Here is a 21,493-nt window from a genome sequence, read left to right on the forward strand (position 1 = left end):
TGTTAAGCTTGGACTAAAAATATTTTCTATTGTTGTAGGCATATGGTAACTTTATATGGGATGTTATGTACTGATTTATGTTCTAATTCGGATTGGATATAATGGGCTAATCTTTTTTGGTTTTCGGGGGAAAGTGGAGTATTGGTACGCATGTTTATATGTACTTCGGTGGTACGTACAAGACCTTCTTTTTTGTTTGGTGAAACAGATACCCCGGAGCTTACCTCGACATTGATCACTGATTTTCCGATAATGGTTTTTACAAATTCTTTAATGTCTTCTCTAGATACAATACGATCTTTGGAGATAAGTCCATACCTTAAGTTGGCCACTTGTTCTTTAGTGGAGTTTTTATAACGGCCACCAATAGTATCGGTCCACAATCTAATGGTGTTGGGTACGATTCCACCCAATTTGTATTGGGCAAGTTTGGTGCCTTGTGGGAGGCCATTGGCTTCATGCGCGTCTGTGATCCAGTAATGACATTCCAAATTAGATGTATCTTTATAGGGAAAGGACATTATATATTGTTTGCCACCCGTAGAATGATTGTTTTGACCTAGGCTTAATTTTCGTTCCAAAACATCCAATTTTTTGTTCAAATCCTCCAAATGTGCATTCAATATATCATAGCCTATGGCAGAAAATGCACTGCCTTCTTCCCTTACTTTTTGAATTACTTGTTCCAATAATTGTTTTGCATTTCTTTCATCAAACTGTTCCAGTTCACCAAAGTATAAAGAATAGGACCCTTCTAGATTGGAGATTTCGCTGTTTAGTGTTGGATGGAATTCCCTGCCTTTATCATCTTCCATCTTTGCGACGTTTAGAAAATGTTCATTAGGTGAACTTATAGAAACTATTCTTCCATTGCGCTTTACATTGTGTTGTTTGTATTTCAGTTTTCGGTTTACTACGGGGAAAGTATTGAGGCTTATTTGGAGCTTTCTCAATTCTTCTTGGTCGAACACTGCTGGGAACTGGAATTTGAGCCATAACAGTTCTTGGTCCATGTCTTCCAAATCTTCTTGGTGAAAAGCTTCTTTGCATTTGGAAGGTAGCGTTTGTAGTGCGTTGCATTTGGTAATGTCCAGGGTGTACAGATAATCCTGATAATACCGGAACACACTGTTATAATAATGCGTATTGCCAGTGTTTTTATTGCTGTATTGTGGCCTAATGGGAACTAGGTCGTCCTCAGCATTAAACACCTTGGTCATTCTTAAATAAGGGGCAAGATCGGAGTCTCTTGGCATAATGGAAATTGAAAGCTGATCAGTTTTTTCCAATAACTTCCGATCTATTTCGATTCCGACCCACAATGTATGACCCCAAATTTGTCCATCGGGTTTTGGGGGGATCGTTCGGAAAGTTCTCCCTCTTTCATCAAAAAACGCAATTCCTTTGTTTTTTATGGTACAAATGGCCCTTGCCTTAATAATCTGAAATGAGGTCAAAGAGGTAAAGAAGATATCGAGGGACTCATTTCCCTCTAGCACTTTTTGGTAATAGAAATGGGTTTCTTTATCTATCCACAGGTAATCATCTACGGGTTCCATACGAATCAGTGCATGGGCGGGAAGGGGCATATACCAGCTTTCTTTTACCAATATTTTGGCTATTCGCTCCACAAGTTTGGAGTCGGATATTTTTAGATCTTGATTGATCTTGGAAAATTCATGGGCAAAAACGTCCAGTAGAAGTTCCACTACAGGGTCCATAAGCGTTCTATCTTCTATTTCCCAAAGCTCCATGGCACGTTCTACCATGTTTTCCTTAATTATTTCCAAGTCCTTGTTCGGCATAGGTTTGTTATTTATTGGGTAATAGGGCTTATGTATAAGATGGTATTGAAATGAAAGGGAACTTCCGAAAAGACGATTGTCCCTTTCACATATATTTCTGCTTTTTTTCTAACTTGAACATGATTTTTTGATTCGGTGTGGACTTCAGAAAGATGTACGCTTACATCTACATTCTTGAGTCTTTTCTCATGTTTTTGAATGGATGCATGAAGCGAGTTACTGACCTGTTCCTCCCATTCGTGGGTTCTGATCAACTGGTTGAATTCCAGTTCCCAAATGGCTGAGCCATAATCGGGCCTGCCCTCTACTTCTCCATACCTGCAGGTAGTTTGCATCATTATGGATTGTGCAATGGATTCTTCCAAAGCGCAAAAGTTGTTTTTGGCACCTCGTACTGAGTGCAATAAGTTCAAGGGAAGTTTTATGTATTTCACGGCTAAGTAGTGTGGTTCTAACTATTAAGATTAGTTAGTATGGGGTAAGCCGGCTGTCAAATTTAAAAATATAAGTGAAATACCAATGCAGTTTTTTCAAAAAATTAAAATGATGTTTCCTGTTCCTTGCCAAAGTGATTGTGGGCTGTAATGCTCCAAAGCGGTTTTCTCCTTTTTTAAGGCAAGTTAAACGTACATGGCTCTCGTTGATAGATAAGGATGTCTATAAATTATCCTGCTCCCTAGAAACCTGTTGTTATTATTTCACACAAAATTTTGGGCAGTGTCGATCTTTATTCCATTTTTCTTGGCCTTATCACGTACATGCCTCCCCATTTTTGGTTGGGGTAGAGCTCTTGGTCAGGTTCCTGCACCATAAAGATAACATCGTCCCGGCCACCGTGTTCTTTTGGTATTTTGTAGGTTTTAAGGTTAGGGTACATGCTGCCAAAGTTTCTTATCTTGAGGATGTCGCCTTTGGGCAGGTGAACATTTATTATATAGTGGCCCGCGGAGTGTTCTATGGGGTTGAGTATCTGGCTGCTCTTTTCTCTCTCGGTTTCCTCGTAGCCCACCAGTTCCATAAAACCCTTGTTTTTTTCTCGCTCTTCTGAACTAAAAAAATCGGGGGTAAGGTCTTTTAACTTTATCATTCTTACCTCTTCATTTTCCTTGGGTGGATATTGTGCTCTAAAATCATCTGGTCTGTTTTTAGATTTTAAGGTATCTTTTATTTTATACCAGTTATCATTAACTTTAAAGAAGAACGTACTTATGTCTTTATAGACATAACTTGAAGAATGATATAGCTTGTTAAACTTTTTACTGTATGGTTTCCAATCATTTTTTTCTTCTTGGGTCAATGGGTCCAGGTATTTGTGTTTGGTCTTGTCACCGTTTATAATCCAATTTCTATAATAATCACCATCCCACATTGTACCGTCATTAAGTATATGGTCAATATCATCAAATGCTTCTTCTTTAATACCTAAAGTATTGATCTTAGCAGTTTCATAGGTGTTAAATCCTCTACCTTTATTGGCATCAAAACTTGATTTTACTATGAGTAGTTTTTGAATTGAATCAAATTGTATATAATAAGGCTCATTTTTACTTGAAATCAACGTGGTTACTTCATAATGTTCAGTTCCTTTATGGTTGTGTAATTCTTGATGGTCGTTATACTCTTGCATGTTTTTTTGTTGGCAGTTTGTAAGTATTGGTATTAGGAGTAAAAGAAAGATTTTATTGTTCATCCTTGGCCTCTTGGTATAAACGGTATTCTGCATCTTTGTTTTGGTGGACATGGGCCTCTATTTCATTTTTCTTGGCCTTATCACGTACATGCCTCCCCATTTTTGGTTGGGGTAGAGCTCTTGGTCAGGTTCCTGCACCATAAAGATAACATCGTCCCGGCCACCGTGTTCTTTTGGTATTTTGTAGGTTTTAAGGTTAGGGTACATGCTGCCAAAGTTTCTTATCTTGAGGGTGTCGCCTTTGGGCAGGTGAACATTTATTATATAGTGGCCCGCGGAGTGTTCTATGGGGTTGAGTATCTGGCTGCTCTTTTCTCTCTCGGTTTCCTCGTAGCCCACCAGTTCCATAAAACCCTTGTTTTTTTCTCGCTCTTCTGAACTAAAAAAATCGGGGGTAAGGTCTTTTAACTTTATCATTCTTACTTCTTCATTTTCCTTGGGTGGATGTTGTTTTGCAAACTCATCATTAATAACCTCAAGGTTCATTTTGAATTTAAACCATTCTTTATTTATTTTCATATAATAACTCCAAGAGGATTCATGAACATAAGTCGCTCTATTGTAATAAGAAATAAATTTTTTACGCCATTTTTCCGCATCGTTTTTTTCTTCTTGGGTCAATGGGTCCAGGTATTTGTGTTTGGTCTTGTCACCGTTTATAATCCAATTTCTATAATAATCACCATCCCACATTGTACCGTCATTAAGTATATGGTCAATATCATCAAATGCTTCTTCTTTAATACCTAAAGTATTGATCTTAGCAGTTTCATAGGTGTTAAATCCTCTACCTTTATTGGCATCAAAACTTGATTTTACTATGAGTAGTTTTTGAATTGAATCAAATTGTATATAATAAGGCTCATTTTTACTTGAAATCAACGTGGTTACTTCATAATGTTCAGTTCCTTTATGGTTGTGTAATTCTTGATGGTCGTTATACTCTTGCATACTTTTTTGTTGGCAGTTTGTAAATGTTAGAATTAGAAAAAGATAAAAGATTTTATTGTTCATCCTTGGCCTCTTGGTATAAACGGTATTCTGCATCTTTGTTTTGGTGCACATAGGCTTGTATTACGTTGTTGATATAGTCTGTATCTCCTATTGAGGTGTCTACTAATTTATTTACTAGCTTTCCTTCAATTTCTTCTCTCTCCTTTTCCCGTTTTTGCTGTTCGGTCATTTCAGCAACTTTTTTAGGGTCAGTATCATACTCCACCCTATAAAATATGTCTTTTCCAAGGTTTTGTATGCGCTTCCAAATACTCTCGTTGCCAAGTGCGTCATTAGGGAAATTTTCTACCATTTTGGGGTGGTGTATCATTTCCACCGGGCTAAAATGCGCATAGAGGTCGGCTTCTTGTATGGCGGCGTATTTCTTTAAAGCTGTTTCAAAGGCATCGGTTACTTGTGTTTTTAGGTCCAGCTCTTTTTTCCGCTCTTCCAATTTTCTTTTTTCCTCATCTGTAAGGTCGTCTGTAAATGGGTTTTTGTCTTTGAGCCAATTGCCGAGTTTTTGCATGGCTTGTTGGTACTCTTCTGCTACTTTATTGGTGTATCTATAGCTTTTGCCCGTTTGGGTTTCGTATTGTTTTTTTAGCTTTTTGTAGTTGTACATTGCTGTGCCCCAACGTATGGCCACGGTTTTATATTTAGCCCATTCCACACCTAGTTCCAGTTGAGTTTTGGTTGGTTTGTCAATTTCTTTTAAGGCATCAAAATCAAAACGATTGTTGGCAATATATTTTGGCAGCACAATAAACCCGCCTTTTGCCCCGTGTTCTGTTAGATTTATGATTTCTTTGTTTTGCTTATGTATTGCTGTGGGTAAATTGCCATAGTATTCCACACTGAACAGGGTGCTGTCTCGTTTTGGGTCACAAGCGCTTGGTATTTCAGGTATGTCACCATCTATGAGTACCAAATCGCCATGGTCGTTGGTGAAGGTAAATTGTACGGCCCTGGTTTTATAGGCCTGCCAATCAGAAATTTCTTTGACATGCTCATAAAGTCCCCTGTTGTGATATAGTTTTTTATATTTATCCGAGAATAATGCGGACAAGCTATTTAAAAACTTGAAACTAGATTCTTCGTCATCCCCAAAAGAGGGATAACTGTAATTTAATTCGTATCGGTCTACTTTTACATCAATAAGATGGTCGTATTCCTTTCCATATAGTCCTCTGGGTTGGTGTACACCAAGAAATATGATGTTAATGGGTATTGTATCATAACCTTTATCGGCAGCATATTTTATAACGCCCAAAGCAACACCCGCAGCCATACAAACACCTTGGCTATGTCCTATAACGGTTATAGGTTTGTATTTTGGGGAGTATTGTTCCACTATAGGTATCTCGTCTTTAAATTCTTCAACATCTTCACACTCCAAAAGCGTATAGACTTCTTCGGCCCAAGTGTAGCCCAAGGATATGCCATGGTCTACCCGATGTGCGCCATTACTGCCCAAACCGTGTGATCCATTGATATAGTGTACGTGGTCTTCTGCATTGAAATATTTTGCGTATGTTTTTGTGGCTTTAAAATCATTTGCCCTGGTGTTCCAATAATCATAATATTTTTCATCAGGAGTGAAGGCAAAATCTCTTAACGGATTTTTTAAGAAATCCATTATTTTTTCTTTTCTTGATTTTTCTGGGGCATTATCTCGGTCTCTTTTTTCTTGGGCCGTGTCTATATCATCAGGATGTGTTCGGTCGTTTTCATCGGCATTTTCTCCTTTTAGAGCTCCACTGTTGGGGTCGTCTGGGTTTTTGTGTTTGGTAGCATTGTAAAAAACGGCTTCTGAATTATGTATTGGGTCTGACAAAAACCCGTGTACAAAAATAATTTCTCCTTGCAGTTTGGGAAGTTTGGGGGCAAGGGTTATACGGGCTTCCTTTTTTTGTTCATAATACGTTACTGTTGCACAAAGGGTCTGTTTAACAATATCTATAGCGTCTTCGCTTTGAAGTTCAATTCTAGCATAGCCCTCGGTATCAATATAGCCGGTCGAATGTAGCAAAATAGTTTTTGGATCATCTTTTTCTACGATTTCAAATGTTACTGTTTCACCAGGAAGCATTCCAAGGGTACATGCTTCCAGCCAAATTTTTTCTCCAGCAGTGGTTTCTTCAATAACTCCATCGGGATGGTCAGACGTTTTGTTTTTATCCTTAACTTCTTTATTGGATTTCCACTCCAAACTTAGAATTTCGGGCTCAAAAATCGGCTCAATAAAAGGGCCTGTAGCTGGTTGAATGCTTGTTATTTCGTTGATTTGTAGATGGTCTGTGATCTTTATGGCCACTCCGCCGTAATTGCATTTAATTGTGGAGTCTTCCAGTAGAGCGGGTGCATCCTGTACCACAAGGTCCGCTATATTTTCCCAATCCCCGGTATTTATCACCATTTGGCACGGGTGGGCTTGGGCAGGGCTCTTTTTGCAATTGCCTTGGAACACTAGATTCTCCCTTTCTTTATCGTTTGCATTGGCGAACAATTTATCTTGGACCTTAACCGTATTGGAGGTCACTTTTAATTCCCCTTCGGGCAAGGTGCACAACATACATTCTATCTTGGCACCATTGCAGACATAATTTTTTGCCATTTTATTTTTGCTTTAATTCCAGTACTTGTTTTTTTGTATAGCCATTTCCATTGGTCAGTTCCAATTGGAAGTGACTTTTTTTAACATACCCGGAGTCCATGTCCAGTACAGCATTTTTTTTGTAGTACACCAAGAATGGGGCTGTTTCTACAATATCATTGAACTTAAAATACGCTTGAATACGGGAGAGAGCATTGGCATCCAAATGCTTCATTTTCCCTTGTATAGAGATTTCTTGCTCTGGGAAGGTTTCTTTTGTTTGGACGAAATGTTCTTCGAAACAAATAGGCAAACCATGTATTAGGGAATTTATTTTTCGTTGTCTGGAACCTCTTTTTTCCTGTAATGTTCCATACCCATCAAACAAAAGTCCAAACAATTTTGGTTGTTTTAAATCCTCTAAAAACAGGGTCTTGTTATTGATTCTGTTCTCTATTTCCCGGATATAATTTTCCACCTTTTCCCCAATATGGTTTTTCAACAATCTCAACTTTAGATTCTTCCATTTCTGTTGTAGTTTGGGATGGTCAAAAGATGCTATAGATCCTTTTTCATCAACCCAAAGGTTTACCTCTTCCGTCAACTCGCTCAAATCTGCCAAGAACTTCCCTTGCTTTGCCCATTGTTTATCCAATTTAAATTGCTGGTCAGTGGTTCTTACGATAAAGTTGTAATTGCCTTTTTCCCTATGATTTGTTAATACCTCAAGATCAAGAGTGTACAGGTGGCGGGTTACATGATCTTTTAAACATGTCTCTTCCTCGATGGTAAATGAATATTCCACTGGCCTATCGAATTTTTTATACTGATTAGCGGCATGGTATGATGAAACATTTTCGGTTTCCAAAACTAAATCCATGGGATTATCCTTTACTTACCTTAACATCACCACCGCCTTGAAGCACGGCCACGCCGGCCCCCTTAACATTTATGTCTCCTTTATTGGCCATAATATTGGCCTCTGAAGAATTTAGGTCTAGATTCCCCTCTATTTGAATTGCCTTGCTGCCATAAACGGTCTCTGTACAATCTGCTGCATAAATGGAGTAATTGTTTTTAATGCCGACATCATAAGATCCACCGATATTGACCGTTTTATCTTGTCCTACATGGACCTCCATATGTTGTGATCGTTGGGTAATTTTATCGGTAGCTATTAGATTGATGTTCTTGGCCTCAAAATCTATAGTTTCCTGTGCGGTAATCTTGATGCTATTGTTGGCAGTATCAATACATATGATGTTCTTGTTTTTGTCCGTGATCGTTATGCTTTCCGAGCCCTCGGCATCGTTGAACTCCAGTATGTGGCCGCTTCGTGTGGCTATGCTTTTTACCGCGTTGCCGGGCCCACCTCCGGCACCGTTGACCCCATTGAACACAGCTCCCATTACAAAGGGCCTGTTGGGGTCCCCGTAGCGGAACCCTACCATTACTTGGTCTCCCACTTCCGGGATAAAAACATGGCCTCGGTTCTGAGCCTTATGGTCGGAGCTACCTGCATCTGGCATGAGCACCCGTAACCAATTGGTACTTGCTTGGTGTTTTTGCCACCCAAACCGTACTTTTACCCTTCCCTTGCTCTTGGGGTCTTCGTTATCGACCACGGTAGCAATCTCGGCATGGGCATAGGGCATGTCCACCTTGGGGGTAGGCAGTACTGCTACTCCTGCGGGTATGGCTTTAAAACTGCTATGGTACACATTGTTCCCCTCTGCGTTATGGGATATTTCTATGATCAGGTATTCGCCATAGTTTTGTTCATCAAAGGTTGTTTTTCCGTCCCACCGAGCTGAGCGTACCTTTATAACACTGCCCACGGTAAGGCCTTGCTTATTGCAGCTGGCCTCTAGGACATTTAGATCCGCCATGGTGGCAGCCTGTCTTCCTTGTAGGCTTGTCTCTATCTCGCTTTTATCCTGCTCCGGGACCAAAGAATGACTGGTAGCGGTATTGGGGAAGATACTTTGAGAGGTGTTGAATGCCCCCATGGCGAGTTCGTTGAGTCCTTCTACTTCATTCTTGGTCGTTGCCTCGTTCCATGTATCGGTCATGGCATCGTAAGAGAATGCACTTTGGTTGCCCGCACCAGTGCGTATGCCCATGGAGAGATTGTCCAGTTCGCTGCCATATTCCAAGGTTGTGCTATTGCTTATAACGGGCTTGCCGAACACCAATTTTACCCCATCGTAATATAACCATTCATTATATTGTTTGCCCAATCTTTGTAGAAAGGTAAAGCCAGATTCGTTGTATTGTGTTCCGTACTTTACCAATGTTTTGTTCCTTGGGTTTACGGCTGTTTCCACGCCGGCTTCATCGGCTACTTCCTTTACAATGGTGGCTAGTCCCTTGTCCGCCCAAGACCGGATGTGCCTGCCTCCGTCCAAAAGTATTGTTTTGGAAAAACCGGAAAGAACAATATTTCCACGGTGATGCCCATTGGTATGTACCAGTTTTACATTGGTCACAATTCCCAAAAACTCCATTTCGCCAAAGGTGATGACCACGGGTTTACCAAGTACTGCCTTTGACCTGTCCAGTGTATGGCTGCCCAAAGCTTCGAGTTCGTCGTGGTTTACTGTTATTTTAAAAAAATGATGGTTATTGATGGCTTGCTTGAGAACTATTTGCTCAAAATTTTTCAAATATTTTCCATCTATACTGACTTGGTTTCTTGGTTCTGTAATATTCATATCAGTTATTGTTAAATTTTGTTAGTAGTCGTTTATCTAGTTTTGGAATAGCTATAATTATTAAAACACATACACAGCCTATGACATAAGAGCCAAAAATCCACCCCAACGATATTCCTGTTCTATTTTTGTAATCTCTCATTTTGGGAATCAATATTATTTGTGAATCAATATTGACCAAGGGCCTGTTTTTATTGATGGCCTTTAAAAATCTACTTCTCTTATATGAATTGTTCAGTTTTTCAAAATACTTGACCTCTTTAAGGTTTTGAGATATAAAACTGTCTTTGGATGTTCTGTAAAATGTTTCCTTTACCTGCTTTAGCTCTTTATTGTCTTTTTTTCCGTTGATGTTTTTGGAATATTCAATGCCATACCACACTCCTGAAACATTTTTAAATGGATACAGCATATCCACATAAAAATATTTTCTCGCCCGTGAATATTTTCCTCCCATAACTTCCCTAGTTGAAAAACCTTCCACAATAGAGCCCTTATCAACATCAAACTGGTTTATAACGAAGAATTTTTCTTTTTGATGATTCTTGATCTCATCAAAATCATCAATCTCAATGAGGCCGTGTGGAACTTTATCGAGATATTTCTGGCTTAAAATCATAGGGGGGCTCATGGCCAATACCATAAGTAAAATTAAAGCCTGGTGGGCGGATATATACTTATTTTTGAGAGACTTCAATTTAAGTATCCTCACTCTTTTCCCAAGACATGCCCAGAATGAGATAAATGGCAAATAAAACGGAATCCAAAAGTTCCACAGTTCTTGCTCAAATGGCAAAATCCCAAGCTTTGTACCAAGTTGGTATCTAAGCATGGTATATAAGAGTATTGTTCCCATTGAGACCAAAACAAAAGGAATAAAAACAATCTTTATTTTATTGCGGTCCAGAGTCATTCTATTCCACCCATTTTCAAGTTCGAAAAAGCATATCTACTTAAAAACCTGACTCCCAGATAAAAGAACAGTATAAAACTTCCCCAGAAGAAGAGAAAAGCAAAGGTGTTTTTTCTCCAGCGCAAACTTAGGTCATACGCTCTGTATTCTTTTTCTATCCCCCAACTAAAAATAGCACGCTTGGTGGGTCCGTACATCAGTAACATTGTAAAAAAAGCCAGCGCAATTATACCTGTTTTTAAGAGCACATCACTTACCTTGAATGGCAATGAACCCATAAGAACAGCGTATAGCCCCCACAGAATATGCGTTATTGACAATAAAAAAGACCACAGTGTAGCAGGAATTACGTTGTCTTTCATCTTTTTGCTCACCCAAGTACGGGCAAAACAATAAAAGGATGATAATATCTTTTTGAACAAAAACTTTATCATCGGTCCAGTCTTTTTGTCCTTTTGGTCGCTACCTTGGTCTTGTCTATGGCCATGGTTCGCACCTCTGGCAATAGATTTGGCTTTGGTTTGAACAAAGGGGTTCGTTCTATAAAGGCATTGGAGTTTGGACCCGATTCCCACAAACCTGATTGCCTGCCCACAGCATTATCCAGAGCTTCGCTAATGTCAAAAGCATAATCTAAAATGCCATATACTGCTACACCCGCCAAAACAACTGGGGCACCAACTAATGTTGCCCCAACCCCAATAACCAGTAAAGCGCCATTTGCTACTGTATGGGCATCCCACTTATCAGTAGCTAGTTCATAACCAATCATTCCTGTATCAAATACAATTCCACCAATTCCAGTGATTTTCCCCATTTTCCCCAGCTTCGCCATCTTTCTGGCATTATGATATACTTTTCCAGCTTTTACAGGTATTTTGGCACGTTTTCCGGCTTTAGAAATTTTATAGGTAAATGTGCGCTGAAACTCTTTTGATGTATCTAAATACGCCGTAGATATTTGATTCAAAAAGTCTCGGTTTTTCTTTACATGCTCTGCAAACCCATAGGTATCCTTCCCAAACTGTTCCCAACAATATTCTTCTACTTGGGAAACTTCAATATTTCCTCCACTTCGTATGTATTCCTCAACATCTTCTTGGGCAGGGGTGAATGCAACCTCTGTAAAGTTGCCACCATGAGAGATTGTCACTCGAAAACCATAGTTTGCTTTTGAAGAGAAATTTATGTTTGAATCAGCTGGTACCGTTATCCATTTATTCCCTACAAAAACTTCTACATAACCCTTGTTGCTGCTTAGGCGCACATAATTTTTAAAATTAGGTGGATCGAATATTGTTTGCTGTTCATGCTTCTTGTACTCTTCGCACGCCAACTCATCCATTATTGTTTCCAGCGTAGAATCTTGGTTCAACAAAAACTGAAGCTCCTCGCCAAGCTTATCTTCTAAGGTTTCACCTTGCAGTATCTGGCTGTGCTTGGTAAATTCCCAAGCTGTAGATATAGTATCTTGTATATGTGTGCTAAGGCAATCTAATTTAACATTGTCACTCATATTTGTTCATTATTTACCATCGTTTATAGGCTTGGTCTTTCAAGATTTTGATGATATCTTCTTCACAGACATTTTTGTATATCTTCTGGTCGATTTTATCTTTGTCTGCATCAAACAAATGGTTGTCAACCAGCCTCTAAAGGCATGATCGGTTCGGATAGTTCAATAATGTACAGACCAATGGAAAAAGGCTGTCCAAGTCTTGCATATGCAAGTCCTAAAGACAGCCTAGTTCCTTTTTATTTGACACAAAAGACCCCTAATTGGATCAGTTGATTCTTAGGCACTCGGCCATCGGTTATTGATCGTAGCGTTTCCGATTACGATCTCCTCTGCGGATACAGTGAACTTCACTGTCATTGGAACTTCCCCATTGACATCAAGAGTTTCCTTGTAATACACTAAGTAGGCATTTTTGAACTCCACTTCTTTCATCTTGGCGTCCTCTTCTGTCTTTTTGTACACAATTTTACCGTCGACTGATTTGAACTGACTGTTCAGCATGGCCTCTATTACCGAGGTATCCTCAGTGGATTCAATCTCTACAGTGACACGGCCACCATACACATTAGAGGCAGGCTTGCCTTTTTTGTCAGTATCTCTACTGAACGAATAATCTGAAAATAATACGTCGAACTCTTTACCTCCGAGTTCCAATGATGCTCTAAAGCTTCCCATAATTGGATAGTTTAAAAATTAATAATTAAATGATATAAAATGTAAAAAATGTATTGCCAAACATGATTGAAATTATCAAGTCCGACCATTGGTGGAAGCTCTAAAGAGGTGTGGGGTTAAGAAACGTAGAGGTCAGTTGTTTCAACAATCTTCAAAAGAGTATAAGGTTACCCAATTGTCAAACAATTAAGGCGAATGTAAAATATTCTTGTTAAATGACCAAGCTATCTGCAATATTTTTTTTCTTAAATAAATACCTGGTCATCAATTCTTTGATTTTCTTTTTCGATGACTACCATTGGACGGTGGCATATCCCAGTCAAAATTGATCTGATCAAGCTTTCGTATCCTATTTTCCTCCATCTTATTTTTACGCTTAAAGTCTCTTTGCACATATACCCAATACCATAGCTGATAATTGTCTTGCCGTGTTGGGTACTTTTTTTGGGCATCCATATGATTTTTAAATACAGTAAACCATCGCTCCCAACGCCATAACCCGATATCCCAGGCAAAATCCATACGATATAGCATGTTGAGTTGCCAATCTTTGAGCTTTCCTTTTTTATGTTTATAGCGTTGTTTGGCCACCCAAGCGTTCAAGTATCCATCATCTTTTGGAAGTGGGTAATCTCCATAATCTTTAATATGGGATTTTAGATTATACAGTGCTGCCAACCATGATCTGTCTGCATGATGAATCCATGGCTTGGATAAACTATTGAGCTGTTTTTGTTGCTTCTTGGAAAGTTTGCCTTTGGCATCTTTCATTCGTTGGTTGTTGACCCATTGATTCAACGATTTGTCCTCTTCCGGGGTAGGATAGTAGCCATACTTTTCTATAAAGGTTTTTAGTTTGATGTATTTATGGTTCCAACTATTACCAATTGGATCCCATTCAAAATCCAAGGCATCCAGTTTTAGAACACGGGCCTTATCCAACTTACCTGAACAATAGCTTTTTCTGGTTCGCAGTATCCAATGGTAGAGCTCCTTGTCTTCCTTTTTAGAGGGGTATTTTTTATGCTTTTTTAAATATTTGATCAAACGTTGGTACATTGCCTGCCAATGTTGTTCTTGTGTGTTCTCCCAAACAAAACCATACTCATTGAGCAGCTCGACCAATGGCGGACTAAGTGGTTTATTATCAGCATTATACCGTCGTCGTTGATTGCTAATCCATTTGGATAGTATTGGATGTGTTGATTTTGTAGGGTACTCTCCATGGGTTGAAACAAATTCTATAAATGCCTTGAAACGAATCAACCAAACATCCGTTGGGCCATACCTCCAGTGTTTTTTGTATTGCTTAGCCATATGTTGAGGTGACTATCACAAAGATAAATCATAACGGCCAACTACTGGAAAAGGAATATTATTGGTATTGCCCTATAGGTTTAAGATAAAACCAAAAAAACTCCCAAGAAAACTTGGGAGCAAAAATATAATTACTGTTGAGAATCTTACGTTTATTGGTTTTGCTGTAAATACTCACTGTTCCAAACAGCATTCTCCGGACCATCTCCTTTATGACCATCCAACTGGATCACAAAGCTCTTTGCAGGAAAATAGGGTGTAATATGAATATCCAACAATACTCTATCTTTTTGGTTTGGGTCTTGTTCTATGCGTATTACCTTAAAGCGTTCGATCAACTTGGCAGGGCCCTGAATACCATCTAGAAACTTTACGATTTGGCTTCGTAAATCCGCTTCTGTTCTCGTGGTCCAATTTTCAAAAGCACGTCTATTCAAGAAATCAAATAACACTTTGGTGATATGATCGAACACACGGACCACAGAGTATGTTTGTAATCCAAGATTGTCTCCATTGAACAAAGTTTTGGCGGAAAATGCCATCACCTTGCTGTATTCATTCACCATGGGTACTACGCCCATTTTTTCCAATTCGGAAATCTCACTTTTTTTAAGGTCAAAACGAACACTTTCCACCTCGTTTACACCACCAAATTTCATTCCTGCGACCACTTGTGACATTAATGTTCCGTAAATCTTTCCTGCAAGCGCACTTGACGGTGGAACAAAAAGGTCGTTCTCTTCTCCTACGATACTTTCTTTTTTACGTCCCAATAACCAATTGCAGGTCATTAATGTATTGGATTTATATACGTCTCCACTCGCATGGTTGGCATTATGAAACAAATCCACAACATCGTCCGGTGTCTCCAGGTCTTGAAAATCTGTAACAAGTACAGCTTTGTTATCATGAGCTATCTTGGCCCATTTATTTACGACTGCGTTGGGTCCCAAATAACCTGGAACACATAAAATCCCATAATTTTCCCTTAGATCCAAGCGGTCAAAATTCTGTTTTAATTCATCAGAAACATAGTCTATGAACAATGTGTTGTCCAAATCCTGAAGCTGGCTCAAATCGGCATTTAGGACAGTTATGTTCTTAATTTTGTCCGTCCCCGCGTTTTTATAGAACAAAGAAACAGATCGATAGGAGCGTTCCAGTTCTTCTGTTGCTTTTAGGGCTTTTCTAAGATTAACATTCAAAACGTCTTCGGCCTTTTCTGATTGTTCTATGGCAAAATCCCTCATGGATTCTATGTTCTTTCCATCTTTTAACAAATTGAGCCATACATTGATACGGTTTGATAGATTTTCACGTTCTGAACTCCATTGCTCATCATTGAGAAAAATACTTCTTCGGGCTTTTCTGTTTGGATTTAAATTGGTGAGTCCATCAACGATATTTTCTAAAAAGGAAAAACCGCCGTATTCCGCCAAGGCATCTACCGTATTTGATGCCGATTGTGTTTTTTTAGTGGATTTTATTGCTTGTACTTGTGTTTTTGTTGTAGACATGTTAACGTTTAGGTATTAGAGCTTTTTTACTTTATTGTTGCTTTGGGGCTTTTTCTATTTCCTCAAGCGCATTTTCCAGCATATTGATAATTGCGGAACGGGTATCGGGATTTTCGAGCGCTTTTTTTAATGCTCTATTAGATGCCAATTGTCTGGAAATTTTAAGACTCTGCTCTTTCTTTATGTTGATCTTATTTAGGAAACTGCTGTTTTCCTTAATTGATTTTGCCCCAAAATCCCCTAAATTGTTAAAACTCATCTCTTCAGTCACGTTCATTCCGTTTTCATCCATGAATTCTAGTTCAACCTTTGGGGTGAATTTTTTAAATACGTCTTCTACAGTTTTAAGACCATAGACGGCCTCTGGCTTTATAGGAGGCTCATTCGTTAGTTTTTGGATTAAAAGTGTTCTGTTGGATGGAATGTCGGAAATGCCCTCGCTGGCATTTGTCTTGACCTCGTTTCCCCCAATCCCATAATTGTACATTGACATAATTGATAGGTGTTAAATGGATGTATTTGTTGTAATTAGTTTTCTTTATGTAAAAACATTGAACGTTATTGTAAGGACATTCAATAGATAGTATATTCATTTCCATCAAACATAACATCTAATTAACTTAAACAGGTAGGCAACCTAATGGATGCCCTGTTTGAGTTAACGAATGGGCCGTTTGGCTTGATGGTTGATAAAATTTATGGTCGGCAAAGTGAGGTTTTGTTACTTGCTATCCAATCGGTATTGTTGCCAATATTGCAAAATCTATACTTAAATATGTATGAACTCTAGATGGGCGTCAAATAATCCCTTATCATGGATACGTTATAGTATTTCGTAGGGATTTTATTTATTTTCAGGTTATTGGGCTTTATCCTGTTTCATTGTATATCAAAGACTAAAAAGATTTTTATGGAAAAGAAACTTGATATTTATATTGGTTATGAAGAAAAGCTATACTAAATATCGGGGAATTTGCAACTGCCTCCAACTCCCCACTGGTTAAAAACTCATTTTCATGGTTTTTATCATCACCTTGGCATGTAACTTTTAAAAAGAGTTTGGTAACCTTATCGTCCTTGAATTTTTCTTTTAGTTTTTTGTAGTCTTCATCGCTCTTGGGGCGCAGTTTTACTTTTACAATGGCCTTGCCCGTATCGTTTATGGTTATGTTTTCCAGTTTGGTTACTTCGTTATCATCTTTTAGTAACTTTATTGGGGTTGCGGTATCCTTGGCCAGTAATTTTTCATTGTCGAACACCTCAATGTTTACTTTTTTTAGCCTGCCCCTCCAATATTGTATATTTTTAACTCTCCTTTTTCCTTTTTAATATAAAGGAATGTCGCATATTCATTCCTATATTTTTCTCCGTCTTCATCAAGGATATTCTCAACAGAGATTATACTTACAACACCATTACAATCCTCATCTATTTTATATTGTATTTCACCATCTAGATTTTTTATTGCATCATTAAATAAATCACAAAAACCCTGCTTGTAATGTTCTTCTAACCCTTTCGAAAAGAGATGAGTGATTTCCTTGTTTGTGCCTTTACATAACATTCTTATTTCACTATAAAAATTTGATAATTCGTTAATTTTTAAACAATTATTTTTTAAAACTATATCCACATAATTTAATAGTAAGCTCTCATTTGCTTTGATGCTTTTCTCTTTTTTTACTGATTCTTTGCAAGACACAAAAATCAAGAATATTGAAAAAAAAATTAGAATTAATCTATCTTGTGGTTTCATAAGAGCCATCTTTATTGACATTATATTCTTTTAAAGATTTTTCTCCTTCTGACACATTATAGTCTTTAGGTTTCATTATCATAAACTCTTTTCCAATTATCACGCTCCCATATTGTATTTTTTGAGTGCCAGAACCACTCCCTCCTTGATTCCCGCCTAAATAAACATACTTATTCTTTTTTGAATTTTCACCAACAATAAAAGCTGTATGAGAATAATTCAAAACAATAACGGCCCAATAAAACGGATCGCATTCTTCTCCGTTTGCCCAACCGTCAGGTTTGTGTTTTGATGCTTTAGCCTTAGAATTGCCTTTTGAGCCCCAGTCAAATGCTAGAGCATTCAATCCTGTGTTAGTACCTTTGTATTCGTCTGTTTGCTCAAAACACCAATTTACAAATGCTCCACACCAAGGGGTGTTGTGCTTACCTGTTTTTGCATTAGTTGTATTAAAATATTCTTCTATCCTTTCTTTTAATGGAGACTTATTCTCATTAATGCCTTTATATGTTTTAAATTCTTCTTCTGCGTATTCCATCCAAGGGGCTCTTTTGCTTTTTTTCACCTCCAACTCCCCACTGGTTAAAAACTCATTTTCATGGTTTTTATCATCGCCTTGGCAAGTAACTTTTAAAAAGAGTTTGGCAACCTTGTCGTCCTTAAATTTTTCTTTTAGTTTTTTGTAGTCCTCATCAGATTTTGGGCGCAGTTTTACTTTTACAATGGCCTTGCCCGTATCGTTTATGGTTATGTTTTCCAGTTTGGTTACTTCGTTATCATCTTTTACTAATTTTATTGGTGTTTCATCATCAGCAGCAAATAGCTTTTTCGTTATCAAATACTTCAATAGTTACTGTTTTGCCATATATTTAATCAGCACAATTAACAGAATAAAGATAAGGTTGGTTATCAACTATTATAAAATTATAGATTGTTGATGATTCAAATTCTTCATCTTTTAATAAATAGGATATACTAAATTTTTTACTGATATCTACAGAGTCTATATTTTCTATAATAGCCTTATGAATATTATTATCGAAAATATTTTTAGATATGATTTCTTTTTTTAAAAGATAGTATCTTCCTGATTCATATAGAGAATCTAAACCTAACTTAAAAAATATACAATCTCCATACAAAGTATCTAATAAAAACTTGTTATTCAAGAATGATTTTTCTTTTTTTGACAAAAAATAATTCTTGAATTCAAGAATGATTTTTCTTTTTTTAATAGAGTCTGGTTTTAAACTTGGCTTTAAAGAATTAGTAGAAATATCAGTTTTAGTTTTAACTGTTTCCTTTTTACAAGAAACGAAAATACATAAGATAAAAATACTAGCGAGTTGACCCAGCTGCTTCAGATTTATAATCTTTATTATATTCATAATATTGCTCTTCTGTTTTGTTAAAATCATATTCCTTTGGTAGAACAAACCCTAACAGTTTATACTTGCTTTTATATAAATAATCATTTCCTGATTTTTTAAAAACATATTTTTGTACACATACTTTATGAGATTGATTCCCTCCTAAAATATGAAAAGTTTTTTCACTTCCAGACTCCTCATAATCAACAACAAAAGCTACATGCCCTTCCCATCCCGATTTCTTTTTCATTACCAATAAAGCTCCATACGGAGGCTTTTCTGTAGGAGTAAGCCTACTCCCTCCAGGGTATCTAGACTTGTTATACCAATTTATTGCTCCAGCAGGATTGTTTTTTGTCGCATTCAATGGAATATAGGAAAAGTTTCCTCCTAGTTTTTCATTTGTTTTAATGATAACCCAGTTAGCAAAACTAGAACACCATGCATCATTAATAGGATGAAGTGAAGATTGTCCAGCCCCATCTTTATAATATTCTTTTACTTTTTCAAATCCCCCATTAACCTTATCTCTTTCATTTATACCTAATTCTCCCCAAGCGATTTCCATCCAAGGAGCTATTTTTCTTATAGAAATTACTAATTCTTTGCCACCTAAGAACTCTTCTTCATGGTCTTTATCATCGCCTTTACAGGTAATTTTTAAAAATAGCTTAGCTACTTTTTCTTCACCTTCTTTTATTAATGTGTAATCATCTGGGCAATCTTTTATGGCTTGGTCATCTGCATGTAATTCTTCTTCATTTCCTGTATTGTTATTTTTATAGGTGTTTTTTACTTTAAACTTATCTTTTAAAGTTTTATAATCCTCATCCTTTTTAGGGCGCAGTTTCACTTTTGCAATGGCTTTGCCCGTATCGTTTATGGTTATGTTTTCCAGTTTGGTTACTTCTTTATCATCTTTTAGTAACTTTATTGGGGTTGCGGTATCCTTGGCCAGTAATTTTTCATTGTCGAACACCTCAATGTTTACTTTTTTTCCGTGCAGGTTGGCGGTCTCCACCACCAAGTGCACTTCGCTGCCCAAACTGGCACTGTCCGTACGCTCATATACCGTTTCTTCTTTTGGTTTGGGTCGCGGTTCTTCCTTTGGTGCGTTTTTGTCCTTTGGTATTACGGCATTGTCGGGCAGTTTTAATCTTTGGCCTATGGTTACTGTCCAAGGGGCTTTCATGTCATTTGCCTTGGCCAGGTCTTTTTGCCAATGTATGCCGTATTTTGGGGCTATGCGAGATAGGGTTTCGTTAGGTTGTACAATATGTAGCCTTGGTTTTTCTTCCTCTTTTACCGTGCCATCGTGTATGGCTTTCTGCTTTACCTGCTTGGCAAAGTAGGCATCGCTTATGCGCTCGTCGGTCGTTAAATACAGTAATTGGCCGAACTTGGTTTTATAGCCATCAATATCTTTTTCACTGGGAACTTTAAAGTAGAGTTCCAAGGGATCGGTCTCCCAAATGCCCTCGCGTTGTTTTTTGTATTCCTCGGTGTCTTGGTCGGGGAGTTCCAGTTTTTTGTAGCTCCGGCGTTCTTCCAGCTTCCATGCTATGTTCTCGTTCATGCAAATGGTTTCGTCGTTTCCACTGGTACTGCCCATAAAGGTGATGCCTTCTTCCCATAGTTCGGTGGTCACGGTCTTGCCTTTCATGCCCAGGGTTTCCAGGCACATGTAAACCGTGTCTTTATAGCCAACGGTTTTGTTGGTTATCTCTTCTCGCCTATGGTTTGCCCAATAGCCTTTTACTATTTCAGGTTGGGCAGAGATGTTGGTGGTTACCACATAATCTTTGGATGGCTCCATGTCAGGGCCACTGCGGTAAGCTTCAATATGTACCTTATGGCCGTCCAGCCACTTGGAGAACTCTACCGTTAGCTTGGTGGTATTGAGGGGGGCAGTGTCCGCTTCCGCACTTTCTATGGTTGCGTATAATATGGCATGCTCCATTATGGCCTTGGTGCGCTCCTCGATATCGGTGATAGCCATAAAGTCTTCGCTGGCCTCTTTGGCCCTGTCCTTATTGCATATACTTAGGTATTCCACATTTTTATCCTTAACGGGAACTCCATCAATATAAAGGGCCCACTTCATAAGACATTTATCCATGGGCAGGCGTTTTTCGTTGATGTCACCATTATTTTTTCCCACAAAGTCGGTAATGGTATAGGTGGCTTTTTCACCTGACATGGTTTCGGAGGGACCCTCAACTGTTTTTGGAAAGTTGTTTCCCGATACAATTTCGGCGGTACCGTTATTGGCAAATACAGCCCCGGTATCAAAATTAGTGCCCAGTAGTATTTGTCTTTCTTTTTCTTCGGCGTAAGTTTTTGGACCGGTGTACAGTATTTCAAGTTTTAATCCCATGCTCAACTATTTTTTAACGTGGTATGCTAGGGCAATTGGTAATACAATGCCAAAGCAGGTTCAACATAAGAAATGAAGGTCGGGAAGTGATGGGATTAAACCTATGGGGAATTGACGGATGCCCCTTTTGAATTGACGGATGTGGCAATCCAGTAGATAGGCATCATTAAAACCAATACTATATTTATCGGTCAAAGTCCATTTCTTGGTGTTTTTACCGTAAGCTATGCGGTGTTGATCAATAGGGCAAA

19 protein-coding genes are annotated in these 21,493 nt (G+C 38.2%); all 19 read right to left on the reverse strand.

Translation table 11 applies throughout. The features are described 5' to 3' along the window. Positions 1-26: 26 nt before the first annotated feature. Entirely contained in the window at positions 27-1,805 is a 1,779-nt protein-coding gene (locus MJO53_RS08240) for a hypothetical protein (RefSeq protein ID WP_252081181.1), read from the reverse strand. 11 nt (positions 1,806-1,816) lie between these two features. After that, complete coding sequence (locus MJO53_RS08245; RefSeq protein WP_252081182.1) at positions 1,817-2,239, reverse strand: GPW/gp25 family protein; 423 nt, start codon at positions 2,237-2,239, stop codon at positions 1,817-1,819. 293 nt (positions 2,240-2,532) lie between these two features. Then, positions 2,533-3,432, reverse strand: a complete 900-nt coding sequence (locus MJO53_RS08250; protein ID WP_252081183.1) for a hypothetical protein — start codon at positions 3,430-3,432, stop codon at positions 2,533-2,535. Positions 3,433-3,552: 120 nt separating this feature from the next. Then, positions 3,553-4,446 (reverse strand): hypothetical protein, encoded by an 894-nt coding sequence (locus tag MJO53_RS08255; protein WP_252081184.1) that lies wholly within the window; start codon positions 4,444-4,446, stop codon positions 3,553-3,555. Positions 4,447-4,498: 52 nt separating this feature from the next. Beyond that, positions 4,499-7,105, reverse strand: coding sequence for a DUF4280 domain-containing protein (locus MJO53_RS08260; protein ID WP_252081185.1), 2,607 nt, complete (start codon positions 7,103-7,105; stop codon positions 4,499-4,501). A gap of 1 nt (position 7,106) precedes the next feature. Next, positions 7,107-7,964 carry a hypothetical protein gene (locus MJO53_RS08265; RefSeq protein ID WP_252081186.1) on the reverse strand — a complete coding sequence of 286 codons (858 nt, stop codon included), beginning with the start codon at positions 7,962-7,964 and terminating at the stop codon, positions 7,107-7,109. A 4-nt stretch (positions 7,965-7,968) separates the two neighbouring features. Further along, on the reverse strand, positions 7,969-9,798 hold the full coding sequence (locus MJO53_RS08270; protein ID WP_252081187.1) for a type VI secretion system Vgr family protein: 1,830 nt from the start codon (positions 9,796-9,798) through the stop codon (positions 7,969-7,971). 1 nt (position 9,799) lies between these two features. Further along, on the reverse strand, positions 9,800-10,654 hold the full coding sequence (locus MJO53_RS08275; RefSeq protein ID WP_252081188.1) for a hypothetical protein: 855 nt from the start codon (positions 10,652-10,654) through the stop codon (positions 9,800-9,802). A 53-nt stretch (positions 10,655-10,707) separates the two neighbouring features. Then, positions 10,708-11,073, reverse strand: coding sequence for a hypothetical protein (locus MJO53_RS08280; protein ID WP_252081189.1), 366 nt, complete (start codon positions 11,071-11,073; stop codon positions 10,708-10,710). A gap of 68 nt (positions 11,074-11,141) precedes the next feature. Next, positions 11,142-12,227, reverse strand: coding sequence for a hypothetical protein (locus MJO53_RS08285; protein ID WP_252081190.1), 1,086 nt, complete (start codon positions 12,225-12,227; stop codon positions 11,142-11,144). Between the two features lie 279 nt (positions 12,228-12,506). Further along, a complete protein-coding gene (gene tssD, locus MJO53_RS08290; protein ID WP_252081191.1) occupies positions 12,507-12,905 on the reverse strand; it encodes a type VI secretion system tube protein TssD in 399 nt (132 codons plus the stop codon). A gap of 264 nt (positions 12,906-13,169) precedes the next feature. Beyond that, positions 13,170-14,222: a helicase associated domain-containing protein gene (locus MJO53_RS08295; protein WP_252081192.1), complete on the reverse strand. Its 1,053-nt coding sequence runs from the start codon at positions 14,220-14,222 to the stop codon at positions 13,170-13,172. A gap of 152 nt (positions 14,223-14,374) precedes the next feature. After that, on the reverse strand, positions 14,375-15,739 hold the full coding sequence (locus tag MJO53_RS08300; protein ID WP_252081193.1) for a DUF5458 family protein: 1,365 nt from the start codon (positions 15,737-15,739) through the stop codon (positions 14,375-14,377). A gap of 31 nt (positions 15,740-15,770) precedes the next feature. Beyond that, positions 15,771-16,232: a hypothetical protein gene (locus MJO53_RS08305; protein WP_313791034.1), complete on the reverse strand. Its 462-nt coding sequence runs from the start codon at positions 16,230-16,232 to the stop codon at positions 15,771-15,773. Between the two features lie 415 nt (positions 16,233-16,647). Next, the gene (locus MJO53_RS08310; RefSeq protein WP_252081194.1) at positions 16,648-16,998 is read right to left on the reverse strand and encodes a hypothetical protein; all 351 of its coding nucleotides are present in this window, start codon (positions 16,996-16,998) and stop codon (positions 16,648-16,650) included. 17 nt (positions 16,999-17,015) lie between these two features. Next, a complete protein-coding gene (locus MJO53_RS08315; RefSeq protein WP_252081195.1) occupies positions 17,016-17,495 on the reverse strand; it encodes a hypothetical protein in 480 nt (159 codons plus the stop codon). Continuing rightward, positions 17,479-18,342, reverse strand: a complete 864-nt coding sequence (locus tag MJO53_RS08320) for a hypothetical protein (RefSeq protein ID WP_252081196.1) — start codon at positions 18,340-18,342, stop codon at positions 17,479-17,481. Before MJO53_RS08320 ends, MJO53_RS08315 begins: the two co-directional genes overlap by 17 nt. A 22-nt stretch (positions 18,343-18,364) precedes the next feature. Beyond that, entirely contained in the window at positions 18,365-18,883 is a 519-nt protein-coding gene (locus tag MJO53_RS08325; RefSeq protein ID WP_252081197.1) for a hypothetical protein, read from the reverse strand. Beyond that, entirely contained in the window at positions 18,834-21,242 is a 2,409-nt protein-coding gene (locus MJO53_RS08330) for a C40 family peptidase (protein WP_252081198.1), read from the reverse strand. The genes MJO53_RS08325 and MJO53_RS08330 overlap by 50 nt, the downstream gene beginning before the upstream one ends. Between the last annotated feature and the right edge of the window lie 251 nt (positions 21,243-21,493).

The sequence above is a fragment of the Flagellimonas marinaquae genome, assembly GCF_023716465.1.
GTDB lineage: Bacteria > Bacteroidota > Bacteroidia > Flavobacteriales > Flavobacteriaceae > Flagellimonas > Flagellimonas alginolytica.